Here is a 20,258-nt window from a genome sequence, read left to right as displayed (position 1 = left end):
GACGATTTGCCTCATAGTTTTTTTGTGCCGTATCCGGGAAGTACTTTTGGTATGTGGTAAGGTCTGAGCGCATTTGTGTCACAGTGCCGCGTGTAATCTCCCGATACAAGGTAGAGCGGGAGATCTTCACCTGCTTTGCAATGTCAGTCTTTGACATACCGGTGGATAGGAGGGCAAAAATTTGTCCGCGCCGATATGGGTCTAGGTGTTTATATGAGCGCGTGGTTGTGGTAGAATGAGTATGGGACATGGCAGCACCTTCTGTTCTGTTTTTGTGGTGAAAACATTGTAACACATTGAGCGCTGCCTGTCCTTTTTTTCTGTCCCACTTCATTTTACCATGAACCCCCTCATAAAAGTAATTATCAATCACTACAAAACTCTTTTGTATCATCCCGAAAGTATGTTATAATTACTCATGTGTATGCAATTATTTTAGGAAATAAACGAAAGGAATCTTTCCATGGCTGTTCATGTCATCAACGAGGCACGCCGCTGTCTCCAGTGTAAAAAGCCGCTCTGCCGCATCAAGGGATGCCCCGTACAGACAAACGTCCCGGAGATGATCCGGCTCTTCCTCGATGGGAAAATCAATGAAGCGGGCGCGATGCTCTATGACAACAATCCGATGAGCGTTTTCTGCTCCCTCGTCTGCGACCACGACGCGCAGTGCGAAGGCAACTGCATTCAGGGACGGCGCGGCGCACCAATCCAGATTTCGAGCATCGAGCACTACATCTCCGACACCTATCTTGACAAGCTCGTTCTCACGCGCAAGTCCTATAACGGCCACAACGTCGCCGTCATCGGCGCCGGCCCCGCAGGCATCGTCGTCGCGGTGAAGCTCGCGCAGGAGGGATACGGCGTCACGATCTTTGAGCGGATGCAGCAGATCGGCGGTATGCTGCGCTACGGCATCCCCGATTTCCGTCTGCCGCCCTCCACAATCGATCGCTATGGAGAAAAGCTGCGAACACTCGGCATCCACATCCGTCCGAACACGACCATCGGCAGTGCGCTGCGCGTGGACGATCTCTTCCGCGACGGGTACGAGGCGATCTTCATGGGGACGGGCGCATGGCGCGCCAAGGCTCTTAAAATTCCCGGCGAGACGCTTGGCAACTGCCACTATGCGGTCAACTACCTCCAGAATCCGGACGTCTATCACCTCGGCGACCGTGTCGCGGTCATCGGCTCGGGCAACTCGGCAATGGACGTGGCGCGCACTGCCATCCGCAAGGGCAGCCGATACGTCACGATCTACGCGCGGCGCAACGGCATCTCCGCGAGTGAGCGCGAGCTCGAGTACGCACTCATGGACGGCTGCGAAATTGAGTATGCTAAGGGGATTCACTCCGTCACCCCGGAAGGGCCGATGATGTACGACCGCGTCTTTGACGAGGAGCAAAACCTCGTCAGCGAGGGCACTCCCTACCTCATCCCCGCCGACAGCACGGTCATTGCGGCGAGCCAGGGCGTCAAGGACAAAATTGTGCGTACAACGAAGGGTGTGACACTCAACGAGAAGGGGCTGGTTAAGATCGACGAAAACGGCATGACGGAGCGCGACGGCGTATTTGCCGCCGGAGACGTCGTCCTCGGGCCTTGGAACGTCGTGCAGGTCGTCAAGGACGCAAAGCACGTCGCCGACGCGATGATAAGATATCTCGAAGCACGCAGCGCCGCCGTATAATCATGCATTTTAGCCGCACCACTCGGTATGGCAGTTCACAAAAACTAATTTCAATATAATTGTAGAACGTAACGAAGGGAGCATCTTCCATGGACATGAGCGATCAGGACATCACGAATCTCGTTCGGCAAATGGCGGCGCCGCCAAAGGAACCGACCTATACGGATGCGGACGTTGAAGAACTCGTACGGATGCACGCAGGCGGAAGGCACAGGATGCGAAGCGAGGCGGAGATCCTCGCACGCTATAACCTCGGGCGCAAGCAGTACAAGCAGCTGAAGCTCAGCCGCGAGAACAACCGCGAACAGCAGCAGATGCTCTACGCGGAGCTGAAGGTGCTCGGATGGATCCTCGGCCGCAAAGAGCGCGATGTCGTCATGGAGATCAACGGATGAAACTAACGCCGCGTAAAGAAGATTTCATTTCCTACAGTAAAACCGCAAACCTCATCACCGTCTCCACGGAGCTGACGATGGATCTCGACACGCCCGTCTCCTTCTACTACAAGTTAGTCGGCGAGAAAAAAGGCTACATCATGGAGTCCGTCGACACGACGCAGCAGCAGTTCGGGCGTTACTCCTTCATCGGCGGCGAGCCGTTCGTGCGCGTGCAGGTCTTTGCCGACAAGCTGATCGTCAACGAAAGCGGTCTGATGAAGGTCATCGAAGGCGCGCCCCATGAGACGATGAAAGCATACGCCGCGCGGTTCACGCCTGCCGTTCCCGCGGGCGAAGAGCCTCTGCCGCTCGTCCACGGGGGACTTGCGGGCTATTTCACTTATGAGACGGCTGCTACCTTTGACCGCGTGCGCGGTGTTGCGCTCGGCGGCGAGGATCTGCTCGGACAGTTCATGATGTGCCGCTGGCTCGTTGTCTGTGATGCGCTCAAGGGAAGCGCGCATCTGCACTACCTCGCCGATATCAAGAAAGGCGACGACCCCGCAGAGCTCTACGACATGATCCGCACGCGGATTGCGGAGATGCGTGCGCGCCTTGCTGCCCCCTTCTCCCCGCCCACTGCGCCCCTTTCGAAGCGATCTGCGCCCGTGGACTTTATGGCGTGGCACGCAGCGCCGCCTGACCGGTTCCTCAAGGTCATCGAGCTGGCAAAAGAGCATATCTATGCGGGTGATATTTTCCAGGTTGTCCCCTCCTACCGCTTTACGGAAAAGATTACACGCCCTTCCTTCCTCTTTTACCGGCGGCTGCGGCAGGTCAACCCGTCGCCCTACATGTTTTACTACAATTTCGGAACGGTGAAGCTCGTCGGCGCGTCGCCCGAGATGCTGATCAAGGTCGCGGGGAGCACAGTCTATACCTACCCCATCGCGGGAACGCGGAAACGCGGGCAGACGGACGAAGAGGACGCGGCACTCGCCGCCGATCTCCGCGCAGATGAGAAGGAGTGCGCCGAACACGCGATGCTCGTCGATCTCGCACGCAACGACCTCGGGCGCATCAGCGTGCCCGGGACGGTGCGCGTACCGAAGCTCATGTCGGTTGAGCGGTTCTCCCACGTCTCGCATATGGTGAGCAGCGTCGTCGGTGAGATCGCGCCCGCCTATGCGCCGATGGACGTATTGCGCGCCGCATTCCCCGCGGGCACGGTCAGCGGTGCACCGAAACTGCGCGCGATGGAGATCATTCACGAACTCGAGGAATCGCCGCGCGGGTTCTACGCGGGGACGGTCGGCTATATGGATTTTCGCGGCAACATGGACATGTGCATCACCCTGCGCACGATGTGCATCGAGAACGACGATACGGCGGTCATCCGCTCGGGTGCGGGCATTGTGAAGGATTCCGTGCCGGAAAAGGAATATCTCGAAATTTTGCAGAAGTCCAAGGCGCTCTTTCAGGTGGTAGAGGAGGTGGAGAACAATGCTGCTTTTGCTTGACAACTACGACTCCTTCACCTACAACGTCTACCAACTCCTCAGAAATATCGGTGCCGACATCGAGGTCGTCCGCAACGACATGATTTCGCCGGACGAAATTTGCGCGCGCGGCTGCAGCGGCATCATCATCTCCCCGGGACCCGGACTGCCGCAGGATGCGGGCATCACTGAGGAAGTCATACGGACACTCGGCGGCGCGCTCCCCATCCTCGGCATCTGCCTCGGGCATCAGGCGATCGGCGAGGTATTCGGCGGTCGCGTTGTGCGTGCGCCGGAGATTGTACACGGGAAGTCCTCCCCCATCAACCACTGCGGCACCGGGCTATACCGTAATATACCGCAGGAAGCGACCGTTGCCCGCTATCACTCCCTCATCATCGAGCGCGCGTCACTGCCGGATGTACTCGAGATCACGAGTGAACTGGCGGACGGCACGATTATGGGCATACGCCACAAGACGCTCCCCATCGAGGGCATCCAATTTCACCCGGAGTCGATCCTGACGCCCGACGGACGAAAAATGATGGAAAATTATCTAAAGGAAATACATGCTCTATGAGTGAAAAAAGATATGACGACATTCTGCTTATCAGCGACCTTGACGGCACGATCATCCCGCGCTATGAGATGATCTCCGAGGAGAATCTGCGCGCGATCAACGAGTTCACCGCGCGCGGCGGCGCATTTGCCCCCGCAACGGGGCGCACGCCCGGTTCTGCGCTCCCCTACCTTGAGGGCATCACCGTCAACGCGCCCGCGATTTTCTTTAACGGCGCGATGCTCAAAGATTTGACCGCGGACAAGGTACTCAAAACGCGCACGCTCGACGGAGATATTTGGCGCGACTTCGCCGCGCGCGTGCTCTATCAGTTCCCGCGCGCCTGCGTTGAAGTTTACACTGTTGAGGACTGCACCGTCATCAGCCCGGAGGAGAACGACGACCCGCGCCTTGACGGCGAATTCTACAACGTAAAGCACTGCACACTGCGCGATGTGGAGAATGAAACGTGGCTCAAGTTCTTCATCAACGATGCGCCCGTCAACCTGACCTTTGTCGAACGTCTTGCAAAGGAACTCGGCATTGATCAGATCTCGACCTCATTCTACTCTGAGGAGAACTATCTGGAATACGTCGCGCCGCATACGTCCAAGGGCGATATGGCGCAGGTGCTGCGCGCCATGCCCGCCTATGCCGGTCGCCGTGTCGTTGCCTGCGGTGACTACGGGAACGACGTCGCCCTCCTGCGCATGGCAGACATCGGCATCGCCCCCGCCGATGCTTCTGAAGAGGTAAAATCCGCCGCCGACCGTGTCGGCGTTCCGTGCAGCGAACACCTCATCGCATGGGTGCTGCGGGAGGTTCTCTAAGTTTACGTCGTGTACACCAACATGCAGAATATATCTCCCTTTTCGCAGTAAATCGCTTCAATATCATCCAGCTTTTGCAGCCACAACGTAAAGGACACGACATTCGATCGAAGAGCACATGCGGCTCAAGATCGGACACAAAAAAGAGTGCCGAACGGCACTCTTTTTTTGATCCCATCCCACAGAGGAATGGGAATATATACTTGTGGAGAGATTAGAAGGAGAAGTCGACCTGTGCGAACAGCTTCTTGCCCTTCAGGTCCTTATCGGCAATGCTCTTGCCATGGAAGTAGTTGAGCTTACCCGTGACGTTCTTTGCAAAGCCGTAGCTCAGACCTGCTTCCCAGCCTTTATAGCCCTGCATTGCAGCATCATAGGTCGGGAGGAGCGAAGCATATTGACCGAGGTGACGATATCCGACGAACAGCCCCCAAGAACCGGGATCCGACTTCTTCGCGCCCTTGTAGCTCAGCTCAATGTTATAAGCCTGATCCTGCTTGCTGCTCAGATCCTTTGCTTCCGTATTCTTCGCATAAGCGCCAAAGAGCTTGACATCATTACTGAAGTTGTAGCCTGCACCGACCGACCAGATGCTTGCATTTTTCTTGCCGTACGCGTTAGTGAAATACTCGCTGTTCAGGTGATGATAGCCTGCGCCGAGGCTGAGCGCCCCCGCCATGCCGGTCAGCTCAATGCCCTGATAGTTCGCAGCAACATCATAATATGCCGGTTTCGGGGGATTTGCAGCGACATCAACGGCAAAGTCAGAGATACGTCCCGCAAAGAGCTTCGCCTTCACTGTGCTGCCGAACTGTACCTGTGCACCCGACATGTCATCATCCATGACAAGCCCCTGGTCAACATCGGAGAACACAGGGAACTTACCGAGCTGAACATTAAAGTTGTCATAGGTACCGTTCGCATATGCCCACTTGAGTGCGACATCGCTGCTCGTGTCCTTGTCGAGCTGGATATCCGCCTGCAGACGTGCCTTGACGCTCCAGTTCTTGTTGACCTCTGCCGTCGGATGGAGACGGAAGCGGAGGCGGTTCATATTTTTCTTCGTAGTCTTTGTTGCCGAGGTGTCTGTGCGCGTGCTGGAGTAAGTATAACGGAGCAAACCGTTCCACTTCACCATGTCCGCGTTGCGCTCGAGGTTGGAGACGCGGACGCCGAGGTTGTTGAGCTCGTCTGCGAACTCAGCGGCAAGACGGTCGACAAGCGCGCGATCCGATGCGGACATATCGCCCTTCGCCATTGCCTTTGCAACCATCTGCGCCATCTCGTAGCGCGTGATGTTGCGGTCGCCGCGGAACGTGCCGTCGCCGTAGCCCTCGACAACGCCGTCCGCTGCGAGCTGCGTCACGGCGTCGTATGCCCAGTGATCACGAGGCACGTCGGAGAAGGGATTCGCCGCTGCGAACGTGGTCGATGCCGCGCCGATCGTGAGCGCTGCCGCGAGCGCTGCTGCCAGAGTCTTCTTCATGGTAATTCCTCCTTGCGGGATGTTCCCGCCGTCAAAAATTATTTTGATCCTAATGCGGGAGGAGGACGGAGTATCCTTGTTCCCTCTCGTACGCACTCCTGCACTCAGATTCAACGCGTTTATTATAACATAACGTTTCATGTTTGCAAAGTAAAAAATATATTGCCGACAAAATATTTTGCCTAAATAAAATGATTGAGCTCAGAGCTCTAATTCCTCACCCATCCGTACTGTGTGATATTCGACGTATAGCGCAGACGATCGGTAAAATCCTTGTTGGTATTTGCCGTGCGGAAGATGGGGACGCGCTCCATGGCAAAGACATTGCTGTTCCGGTCGACGTTGCTGTATTTGACGGTGAATCCGCCCTTATACCCCGCCTCCTGTGCGATCTGAGCGATGTGGAGGTCGTGGACACCCGTGGGGTAGGCAATAAATTCGATGGGATGTCCGAGTTCGCGTTCGGCATGTTTTTTAGATTCGACGAGTTCCTCTCGGATGCGGTCGTCAGAGAGTTCGGGCAGCGGCGCGTGTGTGACAGTATGAGACTCTATGGTGATGCCGTGCTGTTCCATTTCGCGGAGCTGATCCCATGTGAGGTATCCTTTGCGTTTGCTGAGGAATCCGGTGACAACGAAGATAGTGGCTTTGAGGTTGTATTTTTTGAGGATGGGATAGGCGGTCGTATAGTTATCAACGTAGCCGTCATCGAATGTGATGAGGACGGGACGTTCCGGGAGTTTCCCCGTGCCCGCGAGGAAGTCATAGAGTTCGTCGGGGGTGATGGTATGATAGCCGTGGTCGACAAGATATTTCATCTGCCAATCAAAGTCCTCCGGCTCGACAGCGAGCGAAATGAACACGGAGTTGACCATATGGTAGTTGAGAACGAGCACCTGCGTATCATCCGCGGCGGGCGTCGGCACGGGTTCGGATTTATCCTGCGGTTTTGCAAGGAGGAGCAGTGCGCCAAGGAGGATAGCAAGGACGGCAATGATCGTCCAAAATTGCCGTCCGCCGATGAGTTTGTTCAAATCCATGCCGTTCCTCCTTTGCCGGTGTTTATTGTACTGAGATTTGAGAGAGAAATCAAGGGGGCTGCATCATAGGATTCTGTGCATAGAAAAAGGGACTCGCTGCAGTCCCTTTCTAATGTCATGTGATCATCGATTATTCTTTTGCCCAAACGACAGCCATGAGATCCTCATAAACGGTCTCGAGCTGTTGTACGAGGATCGGGAGGAGCGTCTGAATCATGCGGCTGTCAAAGGTCTCGTCAACGAATGGCACACAGATGTCGAGGTAGATGTTGCCGTCCTCACGGAGATAGTATTTGAAGATCTTGTATTCTGCGTTGAGTGCGTTGAGATGATCCTTGATGCGCTCGATATTCTTCGCGTTGATGCCCGTTGCAACCTGTGTGCGAATGATGGTAAAGATGCTGTCGTCAATGAAAATTGCCATCGGCATGATCTGCCCTTTCGCCTCGATGCGCGAACGGAAAATCGTGGTATGGAATTCATCGGCAAGGGTCTGCGACTCGAAGAAGTTGATGTCGTTCTCCTTGAGGAATTTTTGGAACTTCTCCGCCTTTGCGCCGCCCTCATGGACGTCCGCGCCTGCCGCACTCTGCTGTACTTTTTTCTGCAAATCTTTCTCTTCGCTGCTTGCCATGTAAATTTTGCCTCCTTATTGCTGCGTGAACAGATTCGTATTCTGTCCTAAGACGAAGTTATTGTAGCATAAATAGAAATTTTTGTCATCTATTGTATTCCATACGCGCGATAGAAAAGACGCCCACGGTATCCAACCACGGGCGCCTCTGTATTTTTAAGAAACGTTGTTCATGCAGTTCTCTTGCGCAGGATAAATGCGCGGAAGAAGAGCGCGGTAAAGAGTACGGCAAAGCCGATGCCGGCAGGATAGGTGATATCGGTCGGCAGTCCAAAGCCCTCGGGAGCCTGCAGGATGTACGTCGTCGTGACCGCCGACATGAAGATAGCGGGCAGCATGGCGATGATGTAGGCGTAGGAGCCGGGTTTGTGCAGATAGAGATATGCCGTGCCCGTCCAAAGCGTAATCATGGCGAGGGTCTGGTTTGCCCACGAGAAGTATCTCCAAATGATGGAGAAGTCCATCTGCGAGAGGATAAGACCGATGCCGAGCATGGGAACGGCGATCATGAGACGCTTTGACGCCTCTTTTTGCGGGATATCCAACCAGTCAGCGAGGGTCAGCCGCGCGGAGCGGAACGCGGTGTCGCCCGAGGTGATGGGACACGCGATGACGCCGAGCATGGCAAGGATCGCACCGATGCTCACGCCGCCGAATCCGATCGCGCCCATGAATCCGACGCAGATGTCGTAGACGACGCCGCCTGGGCCCGCCTCTTTGAGCGCCGCGCCGAGTCCCGCGGTGCTGTCGTAGAAGGTGACGCCCGCAGCCGCCCAGCAGAGCGCGATGATGCCCTCGGCGACCATCGCACCGTAGAATACCGGGCGCCCCATCTTCTCATCCTTCAGGCAGCGCGCCATGATCGGAGACTGCGTGGCGTGGAACCCTGAGACCGCGCCGCATGCGACGGTGATAAAGAGCAGCGGCCAGATGGGCAGATTTTTCGGATGGAGGTTCTCAAGCGTCATCTCGGGCATGGTATGTCCTCCGACGCCGAAGAGCATTCCGCCCATGATGCCGAGCGCCATGACGATGAGACAGATGCCGAAGAGCGGATAAAACCGTGCGATGATCTGATCGATCGGCAGAAGCGTCGCGAGCGTGTAGTAGATGAAAATAACCGCGAGCCACAGGAGCACCTCAAGACCCGTGAGTTTTGCAAGGAGCATCGCGGGGCCGGTCATAAAGACGACGCCGACGAGGACGAGCAGGACGATGGAGAATACGCGCATAACCTGGAGCATGATGTGCCCCAAATTTTTCCCGACAATCTCCGAGATGCTCTTACCGTCCTCACGGAACGATATCATACCGGAGAGGAAGTCGTGGACGCCGCCCGCAAAAATCGTACCGAAGACGATCCACAGATAGACGCTCGGTCCCCACAGTGCGCCCGCGAGTGCGCCGAAGATGGGGCCCAGTCCTGCGATGTTGAGCAGCTGAATGAGGAATACTTTCCACGTAGGAAGCGGAATGTAGTCCACGCCGTCCTCCAACCGAACGGCAGGTGCGGTCTCGCCCGTACGGCCGAATACTTTGTCTACGAGTGCGCCGTAGACAAGATAGCCGATGATGAGCGTTGCGAGCGCGCCAAGAAATGTAACCATTGCTTGTCACTTCTTTCTTTTAGGAATACACGAAGATATGCAAACGGACTTTCCGGCAAATTCTCCTCCGGCCTCCTTTCTCCTGTGACTTTTGAAGAAGCACGCTGAATGAAAATACATATCAATACGAAATCGACTCCTTCCGCTTTATTTTATCATAAGAAAGTCCTCTTGTCTAACGATTCCTATGTGCTATAATGGTCAATAGCATCAATGTTTTGGGAGGGTTTTCTTATGGGGATTGATATTCTGCTCTTTCTTATCCTCGGGGTATTTGTCGGGACGTTCGGGACGCTTGTCGGCATCGGCGGCGGACTCATCTGCGTGCCGATTTTCATCTTTTTCCTGTCGGACGGGGGGATCTATCCGTATTTTCACACGGCAGCACAAATTACAGGAACGTCGCTCGTGATCGTGCTTGCGAATGCGCTCTCAGGAACGGCAGCGTATATACGGCAAAAGAGGGTCTACTTCCCTGCCGCCGTGCCGTTTGCTCTTGCAACACTCCCCGGTGCCTTCCTCGGCTCGTACATTGTGGACGATTTTACGGGGCCGATGCTCTACGTTTCATTCGGAGCGTTCCTGCTCATCATGGCGTGCATGATGTATTGGAATGCGACGCACAAGACGCATGTGGATGTGCATGAGCTGCCTGCCAATTTTACCTTCAATCGCTCGCTTGGTATCGGTTCAAGTCTTGGCGTTGGATTCCTCTCGAGTATTTTTGGTATTGGCGGCGGCGTGATTCATGTGCCGCTGATGGTCTATCTGCTGAATTTCCCCGTGCATGCGGCGACGGCAACATCGCATTTCGTCCTTGCCGCCTCCGCCGCATTCGGTGTAATCAGTCATGTGTGGCTCGGTCATGTAATTTGGACACCCGCCATATGCATCTCGATCGGTGCGGCAATCGGTGCGCAGATTGGCGCGGCGCTCTCGCGGAAGACAAAGTCCAAGATGATTCTCACCCTGCTTGCCGCCGCAATGTTCGCACTCGGGCTACGGCTCATTTGGATGAGCGGCATGATTTGAGTGAGATGATTTGACCGCACAAAAAAAGAATCGCCGAAGCGATTCTTTTTTTGTGCCTTAAACTGCTCTCAGAGCGGTTGGAATCCGTAGCGTGCGGCTTCTGCCGACTCGATCGCCTGATGGGCGAGGTCGATGGCGAGACCTGCGGTACGCGTCATCTTGTCCGGGTTGTGGAAGCCGACACCGTTCTCTGCTGCGACCCAATCCCAGTACCACTGTGCTTCGCGTACTTTTGCCCGTGCATCCTCAAGCGCAGCGTCGGGAACGCCCGCTTCCATCGCGGCTTTGATCGTGAGATGCGCCTTTGCGACGGTCTGTCCCGCGATGCGCTGGAGCCGGAACGTGTTGTCGTGAATGGTCTTGACACGCGCGACGAGCGTCTCTTCGCTCTCGTCGTGACACTTGAGACAGGACTCCTTCGTCGTTTTGAGCGGACTCGTCATCCAGTGCGAAGTGTACTTCTTGCCGCCGTCACGCATATACGGCATATGGCAGTCCACGCAAGTGACGCCCGCGTCCGCATGAACGCTCGTTGCCCACGACTCGAAGTCCGGATGCTGCGCCTTAAGCATCATCGTCTTGGAGTCCGGATGCAGCCAGTCGCCCTTGAATCCGCCCGCTTGCCCCGACTGATAGTAGCGGTACTCGTCCTCGGCATCAAAACCGTTCTCATAGGGATGCGCCACGCGGCCGTCCTCAGCCGTGAAGTAATACTCCGTATGGCACTGTCCGCAAACGTAGGCGCGCATCTCGTTGTGGCTCGCGGCGTTCACGTCGATGCCGCGCCGTGCCATGGACTCGATGAATCCCTGCTGATAGACGCGCAGCTCCATCGTGTCAGGATCGTGGCAGGTCGAGCATCCGAACCACTGATCGTCCGAGATATTCTCCGCAACTTCCATGAACGGCTTGGAGGCAAACGCCCAGCCGTCCTCCTTGAAGCAGACGTCATACATATAGGAGCCCTTGCAGACGATACAGCTGCCCTTCTGCCCCGGCAGACGCTTCGTATGCAGGAGGTCGTAGCTCGCATAGGTATGACCGCGGTCGTCGTCATACTGGATGGAGAATTTATATCCCTTAAAATTCTCCAGCATCTCGGGCTGATGTTCGAGATGCGAGTTCCCTTCCATGCTGCCGCCGTATCCTGTGGGCGACGGAGACTCGATGTTGTTCTTCATGAACGAGTTGTACTGCAGCGGGTAGGCATCCTTGTACGCCTCTTTGCCAATCTGCGCGTTGTTCTCCTTGGAAATTTGGACGAGTTTCATACTCGCATCGTTCGGCTGCGCGCCGATACGAACGGCAACGAATCCAAAGAACAGGGCGCAGACGCCGGCAACCCCCGCGATGATTTTCTGTTTGCTACTCAACTCTTATCCCTCCTTCCAAAGGATTGGAACCATGCGCAATGCTGCTGTGACACTTCGTACAGGTCGCACTGCCGTCTTTGCCCTTGTCCACACATACGGCGCTCATGGTTGCGGTATGGCAGCGCAGGCAGTTGTCATTCACGATGTCCCGACCGTGATCCGAGATCTTAATGTGGACGGGATAATCGTCGAGCACCTGATGGAGCGTGTCGTGCATCCCCGTCTTTCCTTTTTCAAAGTAGTAGACGACGACGTTGTCGTGCGGCAGATGACACTCCACACAGGCAATCTTTTGGTGCGAGGACACGGCGTGCGTCGCGGACTCATGCTGCATCGCATGACACATGCCGCAGAATGCGGGCGATGCCGACGCTTTGTCCATGAGCATCCCGCCGGCAACGACAATGAGCGCCAGTACAAATCCGCCGCCGATGCAGCGAAGCGTGTGCCGTTCCAAAAGCTGCTTTAGATTCATGTTTCCTTCCTCCCTTCTGAAATATTCCTAAAACTCACGTTCCGATCCACCTCCTTTGCCCTGCGGCATCCGCCGTGCCGCTATAAGTCCGCCGAGAACGACGAGAACGCAGGCGAGCCAAAGGAGCGATATTCCGGGCTTCGTGCTGACCGATGCGGCAACCGGCAGCGCCGCTTCCTCATCCACAGAGGGCAGGAGTTCGAGACGGATATCACGATCGTCTCCCGAGACGCCTGTCAAACGAATCCGGAACTTTCCGCCCATCACCTCTACGGGCTGCGAGGTGCCGCCGCGCTCCGTGGCAAGGATGCTCGGCTGCGCCGTCTCGACCGTCTCGCCGTCCGTCACGGCGATGTCCGCCGTGACGAGTGTCTTGCCGCCGCCCTGCGGCTCGTATGCGATGTTCTCAAATCGGAAGGCATAGTCGTCCACACCCATCGCGGTCTGATTGCGGTGCAGGATCATCTCGCCGCGCTCCGCCGAGGTCGGCGTCGGCGCGATATAGATGTCACCGAGGAGCGTCCGCGCGATCGCCGGCTCTCTCGCCGCATCCTCGCCGTTCGCACGGAGCTTTGTCACCGCTTCGCACGCCGCGCCGTCCACCTCGTAGCGGTAGGACTTTTCCTTGCCGCTCTCCGCGAACGCCTGCCCGCGATAGACGACTGTGTGTCCGTAGAGTTCCTGCGGCTCATCGGGCGTAAGCGTCACGGTCGTCGTTTGACTGCCGCTGCCCGAAAGGACGAAGGCGAGGAGCGCAAGCCCCGCCCCCGCATGGGCGAGGAGACCGCCGCCTCCGAGTCGGCGACTTAGAAACGCCGCAACCGCCGCCGCCGCGGCAAAGCTCCCGAACGCGGCGAGGAAGATCGGCGCAATCTCCGTAACGCCCGCAAGTCCCGCGGCAATGCCGCCGAGCACGGTAACGCCGAAGATCCAAACGGGTCGAACGACACGCCCCTCCGCATGAGGAAGCAGAACCCCAAATCCCATGAGCAGCGCGAGCACGACCGCGATCGGCAGCGACGTCCGCACATAGTAGCTCGTATCCACTGCCGCACTTTCTCCGATCAGTCCCGAGATGAGCGGCATCGACATGCCGAAGAATACGACCGCCGTGATGAATACGATGAGCAACATCCCGAGGAGTGTGAAGAACGCACGGCTCTTGTGCGTGCCGTAGACATCGCCCTTCGGCAGGCGCTCAATCCGCGCGGCGAGAATCCCCAGTCCCGCGAGGAGCACAAGCCCGTTGGCAATGGCGATGTAGAACCCGATGTCAGAGCCTGCAAACGAGTGCACGGAGAAATCGCCGAGGATGCCGCTGCGCGTGAGGAACGTGCCGTAGAGCACGAACGCGTAGGAGAATATCGCCGCGAGGTGGACGAGGTAGTATGCGCCCCGCCGCGCACGCGCCACAGAGATCAGATGAATGAGTACACAGGAGAGCAGCCACGGCACGAGGGAGGAGTTCTCCACGGGATCCCAGCCCCAGTAGCCGCCCCAGCCGAGCACCTTGTACGCCCAGTAGCCGCCGATGAAGATGCCTGCGCCGAGGAACGCCCATGCAACGAGCGCCCAGCGGCGCATCGGCGCAAGGAACTTGCCGTCTAAAGGCGCCGCGATCATGCTCTCAAGCGCGTAGGCAAACGGCACGGCGAGCAGCGCGTAGCCCATGAAGATGATCGGCGGGTGCACTGCCATCCATGGGTCTTGCAGCAGCGGGTTCATCCCGTTGCCGTCCGGCACGATCGTCTCCGCATACGCGAAGGGGCTTTTGATCAAAACGAGGAACACAAGGAGCGCCGTGAGCAACTGATAGACGATGCGTCCCGCCCGCCCCATCGCACTGCGGCGCACAAGCAGTGCGCCGACGAGCGCATGAATGACAAGCCATAGGAGAAACGATCCCTGCTGTCCAGCCCAAAAGGCCGAGATTTTATAGAGCAGCGGCAGCTCGATAGACGAGTAGCTAACGACGTAGGCATAGCCAAAGTCATCCGTGAGGATCGCGGCAAAGAGCGCTGCCGCTGCCCCGAGCGACGCGCCCCCCGCCAGATAGGCACAAATATCGCCCTCGCTCCGTTTCTCCTGCAGCTCGCAGACCACAGCGCCGAGGGAGAAAAGGAGAACAGCGCCGAGAAAGACGGTTCCGATCATACGGTGACCTTGCCCTTCTGCGACTCGTACTTCGACGGGCATTTGATGAGAAGTTTATCCGCGTTGAACGTACCGTCCGCATATTTGCCGACGGCGACGATATGATACGCCTCGTCGAAAGTGTCGGGCTTGATGCCCTTGTAGCGAACGAGCATCGTCTCGCCGGTATCCTCGTCGGCGATGGAGAACACAAACGCGTCATCCTCCATATGTGCCGCAACCGATTTATCCGGCAGCCCCTTGACCTGCACGCTGCGCGTTGCCGCCCGCGCCTGCGCGATACCGACATAGGGGGTCACGGAGTCCGCGAAGAAATAGCCCGCATATCCGATAAAAGCAAGAATTAATCCGATAAAGAGATAGGTGCGTTTCATGTGAGCCTCCGTTTCATCAGCCAAACGTAAACGAGGGTTGCGTCGAGCAGGGAGAGCAAGAGCGTCCCCAGCATGACGGTATCCATATCAAGCCGTCCCGCGCCGTTGATGACGGGCGACGGATGCAGCGAGAAGAACATGCGCGGCAGGATAAAGACGAGGAACGGAACGGAGATAAAGGAAAAGAGTGCATAGACCGCCGACGCGGACGCCCGCGCGCGCTCATCGCGCATGGTCATGCGCAGCGTCGCATACGCGCCGTAGATGAGGAGCAGGACAAAGATGGTTGTCTGCCGCGGATCCCAGTTCCAATATGCCCCCCATGTAAGTTTTGAAAAAATCGCTCCGCTCCCCGTCGCGAGCAGCGTAAAGACGAGACCAAGCACCGCCGAGCGTGCGCTCGCCGCATCGTGCGCGAGATCGCGTGTCCGCAGATAGCGACCGCCGCGATACGCCGCGTAAAAGAACGCGATGACCGAGACCCACGCCACGGGAATGTGAAAGAACGCGATGCGCACATATTCTCCGAGCCCCTCGGCAGGAGGAACGACAAAAAATATCGTGTAAAGCGCCGCGAGTGTCAAAACACCGATTGCGCCGAGCAACATACGGTTCTCCTCCTTCCTCACGACTCGATCCACAGAGCATCAAACAGGATCGACGCCCCTACCGTAAGCGCCAAATCATAAAGTAAAATCCCGCCGAACAGCGATGTCTCAGTCGATCCCGCCGTGACCGCAATCGCTGGCAGGAGGATCGGCAGCATCGACGGCAGCAGCAGCACGGGGACGAGTCCTCCGCGTACGCTGGCAGACGACGCGACTGCCGCAAGCAATGTATCCGCCGCCGCCATCCCCCAAAGTGCGAGAATGAGAACAACGAGAAACGCTGCATCGAGCATGAACATCGCGTCCATCAGAACAATGACCAGCGGCATCACAAGGACAGATAGAACGAGCAGCGTGATAAGATGCGCCGCCATCTTTCCAAACAGCACCGCCTGTGCCGGAACGTAAATCCGCAGGAAGAGCAGCGTTCCCGCTGCCGCTTCCTCCGCAAAGAGCCGTTCCCCCTGCAGTGTCGCCGCGAAGAAGAGCACGATCCAGTAGAGCGTCGCCGCCTGCCGCGCATCCGGCATATCCCCCGCAAGCGACATACTCATGAACGCAATCACGGTCAGCGCGAACATCCCCATCGTCACATAGCCGGCGCGGTGGCGCACACCGTCGAGGAGTTCCTTATAGGCGACGCGGCACGCCGCATCAAAGCTCGATGCACGCATCTGCTGCCTCCTTCTCCTCGCGGTCATTCGTCGCCCAGAGAACGAGCCGTCCGCGCTCCGTTGCCCGCCGTACCTCGGCGCCGAGCAGTGCGCGTCCCGCGTCGTCGAGCGCGAGCCCCGGCTCATCAAGCAGCCACACCGCGGCGTCACTGCCGAAGAGTACGGCGAGCCGCACACGCTGGCGCATCCCCGTCGAGAGCTGCCCCGCCGTGCGCGGCAAAACGTCCGGGGAAAGCCCGACACGCTCCAAGAGCTCGTGTAATACCTCTTCTTCATGTGGCACGCCGCGCACCCCGAGCAGGAACGAAAGATTCTCCCGCACCGTGAGACGCGTGTAGAGTTCCATCTCCGGCGTTGCCATGCCGAGCATCGCGCGGTACGCCGCCCCGCGCACCGCCACGCCGTCACGGAGCGTTGTCACCGTCCCGGACGTCGGGAGCATGAGCCGTGCCGCGAGACGAAGCAGCGTCGATTTCCCGCTGCCGTTCGCTCCCGCAACCGCTGTGATCTGCCCGCCGCGAACGACGCAGGTCAGATTGCCTAATACCTGTCGACCGTCAAATACCTGACCAACTCCCTCGAATCGGATCTCAATCATGATCTATTCCTTCCATAACTTTAATTTATTCTAGCACATTTTTGAAAAAAAAATGAAATACTTCTTTTATATAGTTTACTTATATAGTTGTAGACTATATCAATATTGAACATCATTCATGAATAAAGAAATCGCATGAGGAATTTCTATACCGTATGAAAAGGTTTCCTATAGAGAAAAACCGGGCTGCCGTACTTACATTTTATATGCAAGTACGGCAGCCCGGTTTTTATTGAACACTTATGACCCCGATCCTCCAAACACGGCAGACATCGGCATATCGGAAAGTTTCTCGTCAATCGCCGCAACCTCGGCGGCAGAGAGTGCAATGTCGGCAGCCCCCGCGTTTTCCTTGAGACGCACGATCTTCCTCGTCCCAGGGATCGGCGCGATATACGGCTTCTTGCAGAGCATCCACGCAAGTGCGATCTGCCCGCTCGTCGCGCCCTTTTCCTCCGCAAATCCGCGCAGGAGCTCGAGCAGCGCCGCATTCTCTTCCATCGCTTCGGGTGTAAACTGCGGCATCCGCGCACGCATGTCGTTCTTTGCATCGAACGCATCACCCTTGCCGTATGCCCCGGTGAGGACGCCGTTCGCAAACGGTGAAAAAGCGACAAAGCCGATATTCAGTTCCTCGAGCACAGGGAACAGCTTTTCATAGCCGCGCGCCATCATGGAGTAGCGGTTCTGCACCGCCGTCAAGGGACAGACCGCATGTGCGCGGCGAATATCCTCCTCCGTCGCCTCGGAGATGCCCCAGTGGAGAATCTTACCCTCCCGGATGAGCTCTCCCATGACGCCCGCAACCTCCTCGACGGGAATTTGGGGATCAACGCGGTGCTGATAGTAGAGATCGATGTAATCCGTGCCCAGCCGGCGCAGTGAGCCCTCCACAGAGGAACGAATTACCTCCGGACGCGCATCCGTCACGATTGGGCTGCGCCCCTGTTTGAGCAGCGACATATCGAACGAGACGCCGAACTTCGTCGCAATGACGGCCTTTTCCCGATAGGGCGCAAGCGCCGCACCGACGAGACGCTCATTGTCATGCGGATCGTCGGGCGAACCGTAGACCTCCGCCGTATCGAAATGAGTGATCCCCATATCGACTGCCGCGGCAATCAGCGCATGCATCTCCTTCTTATCTGCGGGTGCACCGTACGCATGGCTCATCCCCATGCACCCAAGCCCTACTGACGAGACGGTGAGATTTCCTAATTGACGATAATTCATCTGTGTTCCCCCCCGATATAATAGCGGTACACTTTACCCGTCAAATCATAACGATGCCGTAACCGCCTCCGCTGCCGCCATCACGGCAAGTGCCGCGTGTTCGAAGGTCAGACCGCCCTGCAAATAAATGCAGTACGGCGCGCGCATAGGACCGTCCGCGCTCAGTTCGATGGATGCCCCCTGCACGAATGTCCCTGCTGCCATGATGATCTGATCGGCGTAGCCGGGCATATCCCACGGTTCGGGCGCAGCGAACGAATCTACGGGTGACATTGCCTGTATCGCGCGCGCAAACGCCTTCATGCGCTCCGCATCTCCAAGGATGACTGCCTGAATGATATCGCCGCGTTCCTCCATAAAGCTGGGAAATGTCCGAAACCCCAAGCCCTCAAAGATCCCAGCGGCAAAGACTGCGCCCTTGAGCGCCTGCGCTACAATATGCGGTGCGAGAAACAGCCCTTGAAAGATCAGCCGGTTCGATGTGAGACTCGCCCCGAGCTCATCCCCCATGCCGGGCGCGGTGAGACGATAGGAAGCAGCTTCCACAAGGTCGCTTCGTCCTGCGATATAACCGCCCGTCGGCGCAAGTCCGCCGCCGGGATTTTTGATGAGCGATCCTGCCATGATGTCGACGGTCTCCACGTCAGTCGGCTCAGAGGTATCAACGAATTCGCCGTAGCAGTTGTCCACGAAACAGATACATCCGGGATTCGCCGCTTTCACGCGCGCAGTGATCTCCCGGATGTCCGCGATGCTGAGCGGGCGGCGCTCGCTGTACCCGCGTGAGCGCTGAATGAGCGCCACCTTCGTCTCGGGCGTAATTACACGGGAAATTCCTGCAAGGTCAACGCCGCCGTCCTGCATGGGGAGTTCGTCGTATTTGATGCCAAATTCCTTCAGCGATCCGGTGCTCTCGTGCGCATAACCGATGACCGTCTGCATGGTATCATAGGGCGTTCCCGTAATGGAGACAAGCCCGTCTCCGGGACGCAGGAGTCCGAACAGTACCGTGGCGAGCGCATGTGTTCCCGAGACAAACTGTGTCCGCACGAGAGCGCGCTCTGCACCGAATACACGCGCATAGAGCTCGTCCAGCTTCTCCCGCCCGAGATCGCTGTATGCATAGCCGAAGCTCACCCCAAAATGCGCATCCGACACACGGCATTCGCGCATGGCGTCGAGCACCTTTTTCGTATTATACTCCGCAATGCCGTCGATGCGTAGGAACTGCTCCTCCGCACGCCTGAGTACATCGCCGCGCAGTGACTGCAACCGCTCTTTCTGCACGTCTTCCTCTCTTTCACAAAAACATTATGCGGGGCGTCCTTTTGCCGCCTCCGCCGCCACCATCTTGAGATAGCGCACCAGGTACAGCTTGAGCCGCTGTTCCAACTCTTCGAGATCCACCGCGTCAAAATCATAACTGACGTACGGCATACCCCAGATATGATACTCGCAAAAAAACTCATCGCGATAAAAATTGTAGTAAATGCCGACGTCGCTCTCCTGCGAAAAGTCTACATAGTCAATGACGAGATAGGAGCCGTTCGTCAGTGCCGCAGGGGATTTGGGACGAATAAAGAGCACAAAGCCCTCGCATTCCTCCGGCAGCGCCGCTCCATACTCCCACGCGAGAACCGCATCACAGATCGTCTGCAGCTCCTGTGTATGCAGCGTTTCTGCGAGAAGATCCTCCATCACGCGCGGCAGATAGACATCCAGCTCGTCCCCAAAGCGCCCCAGTTCCTTACAGACGAAGGACGGCAACGCATAGCTCACAACGCCGATCTGCACGCGCAGTTTATACGAATCGGTCACTGCATCGTAAAATCCGATCGCGGCACGGTGCAGATCTGCATGATCATAGCGAAAGAACTCATACTGCGCGTCCTCTTGCCTCCGCTCACAGCTGCGTCGGAAGCCCGCGATTTCCTGCGGGAGCTCCTGTAATTTCGGCCAATCCGCAAGAGCGGCGTCCACCTTCTCCGTGTATGAATCTGCCATCCGTCTGC

Annotated in this window: 21 protein-coding genes; 6 read left to right on the top strand and 15 right to left on the bottom strand. The window is 57.1% G+C overall.

The features are described 5' to 3' along the window. On the bottom strand, positions 1-394 hold a 394-nt coding region (locus HMPREF1147_RS11915), incomplete at its 3' end, for a helix-turn-helix domain-containing protein (RefSeq protein WP_156791302.1). 69 nt (positions 395-463) lie between these two features. Between HMPREF1147_RS11915 and HMPREF1147_RS04995 the strand changes: the two genes are divergently transcribed. The 5 genes from HMPREF1147_RS04995 (at position 464) to HMPREF1147_RS04975 (ending at position 4,958) form a co-directional block, all read left to right on the top strand. Continuing rightward, positions 464-1,693 carry an FAD-dependent oxidoreductase gene (locus HMPREF1147_RS04995; RefSeq protein ID WP_009657942.1) on the top strand — a complete coding sequence of 410 codons (1,230 nt, stop codon included), beginning with the start codon at positions 464-466 and terminating at the stop codon, positions 1,691-1,693. Positions 1,694-1,782: 89 nt separating this feature from the next. Continuing rightward, the gene (locus HMPREF1147_RS04990; RefSeq protein WP_009349046.1) at positions 1,783-2,088 is read left to right on the top strand and encodes a hypothetical protein; all 306 of its coding nucleotides are present in this window, start codon (positions 1,783-1,785) and stop codon (positions 2,086-2,088) included. Further along, positions 2,085-3,590, top strand: coding sequence for an anthranilate synthase component I family protein (locus HMPREF1147_RS04985; protein WP_009657939.1), 1,506 nt, complete (start codon positions 2,085-2,087; stop codon positions 3,588-3,590). The genes HMPREF1147_RS04990 and HMPREF1147_RS04985 overlap by 4 nt, the downstream gene beginning before the upstream one ends. Then, positions 3,574-4,149, top strand: a complete 576-nt coding sequence (locus tag HMPREF1147_RS04980; RefSeq protein ID WP_009657932.1) for an aminodeoxychorismate/anthranilate synthase component II — start codon at positions 3,574-3,576, stop codon at positions 4,147-4,149. The genes HMPREF1147_RS04985 and HMPREF1147_RS04980 overlap by 17 nt, the downstream gene beginning before the upstream one ends. After that, positions 4,146-4,958, top strand: coding sequence for an HAD-IIB family hydrolase (locus tag HMPREF1147_RS04975; RefSeq protein ID WP_009657937.1), 813 nt, complete (start codon positions 4,146-4,148; stop codon positions 4,956-4,958). The genes HMPREF1147_RS04980 and HMPREF1147_RS04975 overlap by 4 nt, the downstream gene beginning before the upstream one ends. A 214-nt stretch (positions 4,959-5,172) precedes the next feature. On the opposite strand, the gene HMPREF1147_RS04970 is transcribed toward HMPREF1147_RS04975, so the two are convergent. The 4 genes from HMPREF1147_RS04970 to HMPREF1147_RS04955 form a co-directional block, all read right to left on the bottom strand. Continuing rightward, positions 5,173-6,444: a porin gene (locus tag HMPREF1147_RS04970; protein WP_009657945.1), complete on the bottom strand. Its 1,272-nt coding sequence runs from the start codon at positions 6,442-6,444 to the stop codon at positions 5,173-5,175. A 209-nt stretch (positions 6,445-6,653) separates the two neighbouring features. Beyond that, complete coding sequence (locus HMPREF1147_RS04965) at positions 6,654-7,484, bottom strand: polysaccharide deacetylase family protein (RefSeq protein ID WP_009657935.1); 831 nt, start codon at positions 7,482-7,484, stop codon at positions 6,654-6,656. A gap of 130 nt (positions 7,485-7,614) precedes the next feature. After that, positions 7,615-8,118: a YbjN domain-containing protein gene (locus HMPREF1147_RS04960; protein WP_009349057.1), complete on the bottom strand. Its 504-nt coding sequence runs from the start codon at positions 8,116-8,118 to the stop codon at positions 7,615-7,617. A gap of 170 nt (positions 8,119-8,288) precedes the next feature. Next, positions 8,289-9,725 (bottom strand): carbon starvation protein A, encoded by a 1,437-nt coding sequence (locus HMPREF1147_RS04955; protein WP_009657961.1) that lies wholly within the window; start codon positions 9,723-9,725, stop codon positions 8,289-8,291. Between the two features lie 234 nt (positions 9,726-9,959). Here HMPREF1147_RS04955 and HMPREF1147_RS04950 point away from each other — a divergent pair, with 234 nt between their 5' ends. Continuing rightward, complete coding sequence (locus HMPREF1147_RS04950; RefSeq protein ID WP_009657950.1) at positions 9,960-10,757, top strand: sulfite exporter TauE/SafE family protein; 798 nt, start codon at positions 9,960-9,962, stop codon at positions 10,755-10,757. A gap of 68 nt (positions 10,758-10,825) precedes the next feature. On the opposite strand, the gene HMPREF1147_RS04945 is transcribed toward HMPREF1147_RS04950, so the two are convergent. The 10 genes from HMPREF1147_RS04945 to HMPREF1147_RS04900 all read right to left on the bottom strand — a co-directional run bounded on the left by HMPREF1147_RS04945 (position 10,826) and on the right by HMPREF1147_RS04900 (position 20,250). Beyond that, positions 10,826-12,130 carry an ammonia-forming cytochrome c nitrite reductase subunit c552 gene (locus HMPREF1147_RS04945; RefSeq protein WP_009657956.1) on the bottom strand — a complete coding sequence of 435 codons (1,305 nt, stop codon included), beginning with the start codon at positions 12,128-12,130 and terminating at the stop codon, positions 10,826-10,828. Next, complete coding sequence (locus tag HMPREF1147_RS04940; RefSeq protein ID WP_009349063.1) at positions 12,123-12,605, bottom strand: NapC/NirT family cytochrome c; 483 nt, start codon at positions 12,603-12,605, stop codon at positions 12,123-12,125. Before HMPREF1147_RS04940 ends, HMPREF1147_RS04945 begins: the two co-directional genes overlap by 8 nt. 27 nt (positions 12,606-12,632) lie before the next feature. After that, positions 12,633-14,759: a cytochrome c biogenesis protein CcsA gene (gene ccsA / locus HMPREF1147_RS04935; protein ID WP_009657960.1), complete on the bottom strand. Its 2,127-nt coding sequence runs from the start codon at positions 14,757-14,759 to the stop codon at positions 12,633-12,635. Further along, positions 14,756-15,133, bottom strand: coding sequence for a cytochrome c maturation protein CcmE (locus tag HMPREF1147_RS04930; RefSeq protein WP_009657949.1), 378 nt, complete (start codon positions 15,131-15,133; stop codon positions 14,756-14,758). The genes ccsA (HMPREF1147_RS04935) and HMPREF1147_RS04930 overlap by 4 nt, the downstream gene beginning before the upstream one ends. Further along, on the bottom strand, positions 15,130-15,741 hold the full coding sequence (gene ccsA, locus HMPREF1147_RS04925; RefSeq protein ID WP_009657936.1) for a cytochrome c biogenesis protein: 612 nt from the start codon (positions 15,739-15,741) through the stop codon (positions 15,130-15,132). The genes HMPREF1147_RS04930 and ccsA (HMPREF1147_RS04925) overlap by 4 nt, the downstream gene beginning before the upstream one ends. Positions 15,742-15,758: 17 nt before the next feature. Then, positions 15,759-16,415: a heme exporter protein CcmB gene (locus HMPREF1147_RS04920; protein WP_009657953.1), complete on the bottom strand. Its 657-nt coding sequence runs from the start codon at positions 16,413-16,415 to the stop codon at positions 15,759-15,761. Next, entirely contained in the window at positions 16,396-17,013 is a 618-nt protein-coding gene (locus tag HMPREF1147_RS04915; RefSeq protein WP_009657947.1) for an ATP-binding cassette domain-containing protein, read from the bottom strand. The genes HMPREF1147_RS04920 and HMPREF1147_RS04915 overlap by 20 nt, the downstream gene beginning before the upstream one ends. A 240-nt stretch (positions 17,014-17,253) precedes the next feature. Then, positions 17,254-18,246: an aldo/keto reductase gene (locus HMPREF1147_RS04910; RefSeq protein WP_009657948.1), complete on the bottom strand. Its 993-nt coding sequence runs from the start codon at positions 18,244-18,246 to the stop codon at positions 17,254-17,256. Positions 18,247-18,291: 45 nt separating this feature from the next. Then, positions 18,292-19,533, bottom strand: a complete 1,242-nt coding sequence (locus HMPREF1147_RS04905; protein WP_009657954.1) for a methionine gamma-lyase family protein — start codon at positions 19,531-19,533, stop codon at positions 18,292-18,294. A gap of 24 nt (positions 19,534-19,557) precedes the next feature. Beyond that, positions 19,558-20,250 carry a hypothetical protein gene (locus HMPREF1147_RS04900; RefSeq protein ID WP_009657938.1) on the bottom strand — a complete coding sequence of 231 codons (693 nt, stop codon included), beginning with the start codon at positions 20,248-20,250 and terminating at the stop codon, positions 19,558-19,560. Positions 20,251-20,258: the final 8 nt, after the last annotated feature.

The organism is Selenomonas sp. FOBRC9 (assembly GCF_000287655.1).
In the GTDB taxonomy this organism is placed as follows: domain Bacteria; phylum Bacillota; class Negativicutes; order Selenomonadales; family Selenomonadaceae; genus Centipeda; species Centipeda artemidis.
Note: the sequence above shows the minus strand (reverse complement) of the source record. Positions and strands in the feature narration are given on the sequence as shown.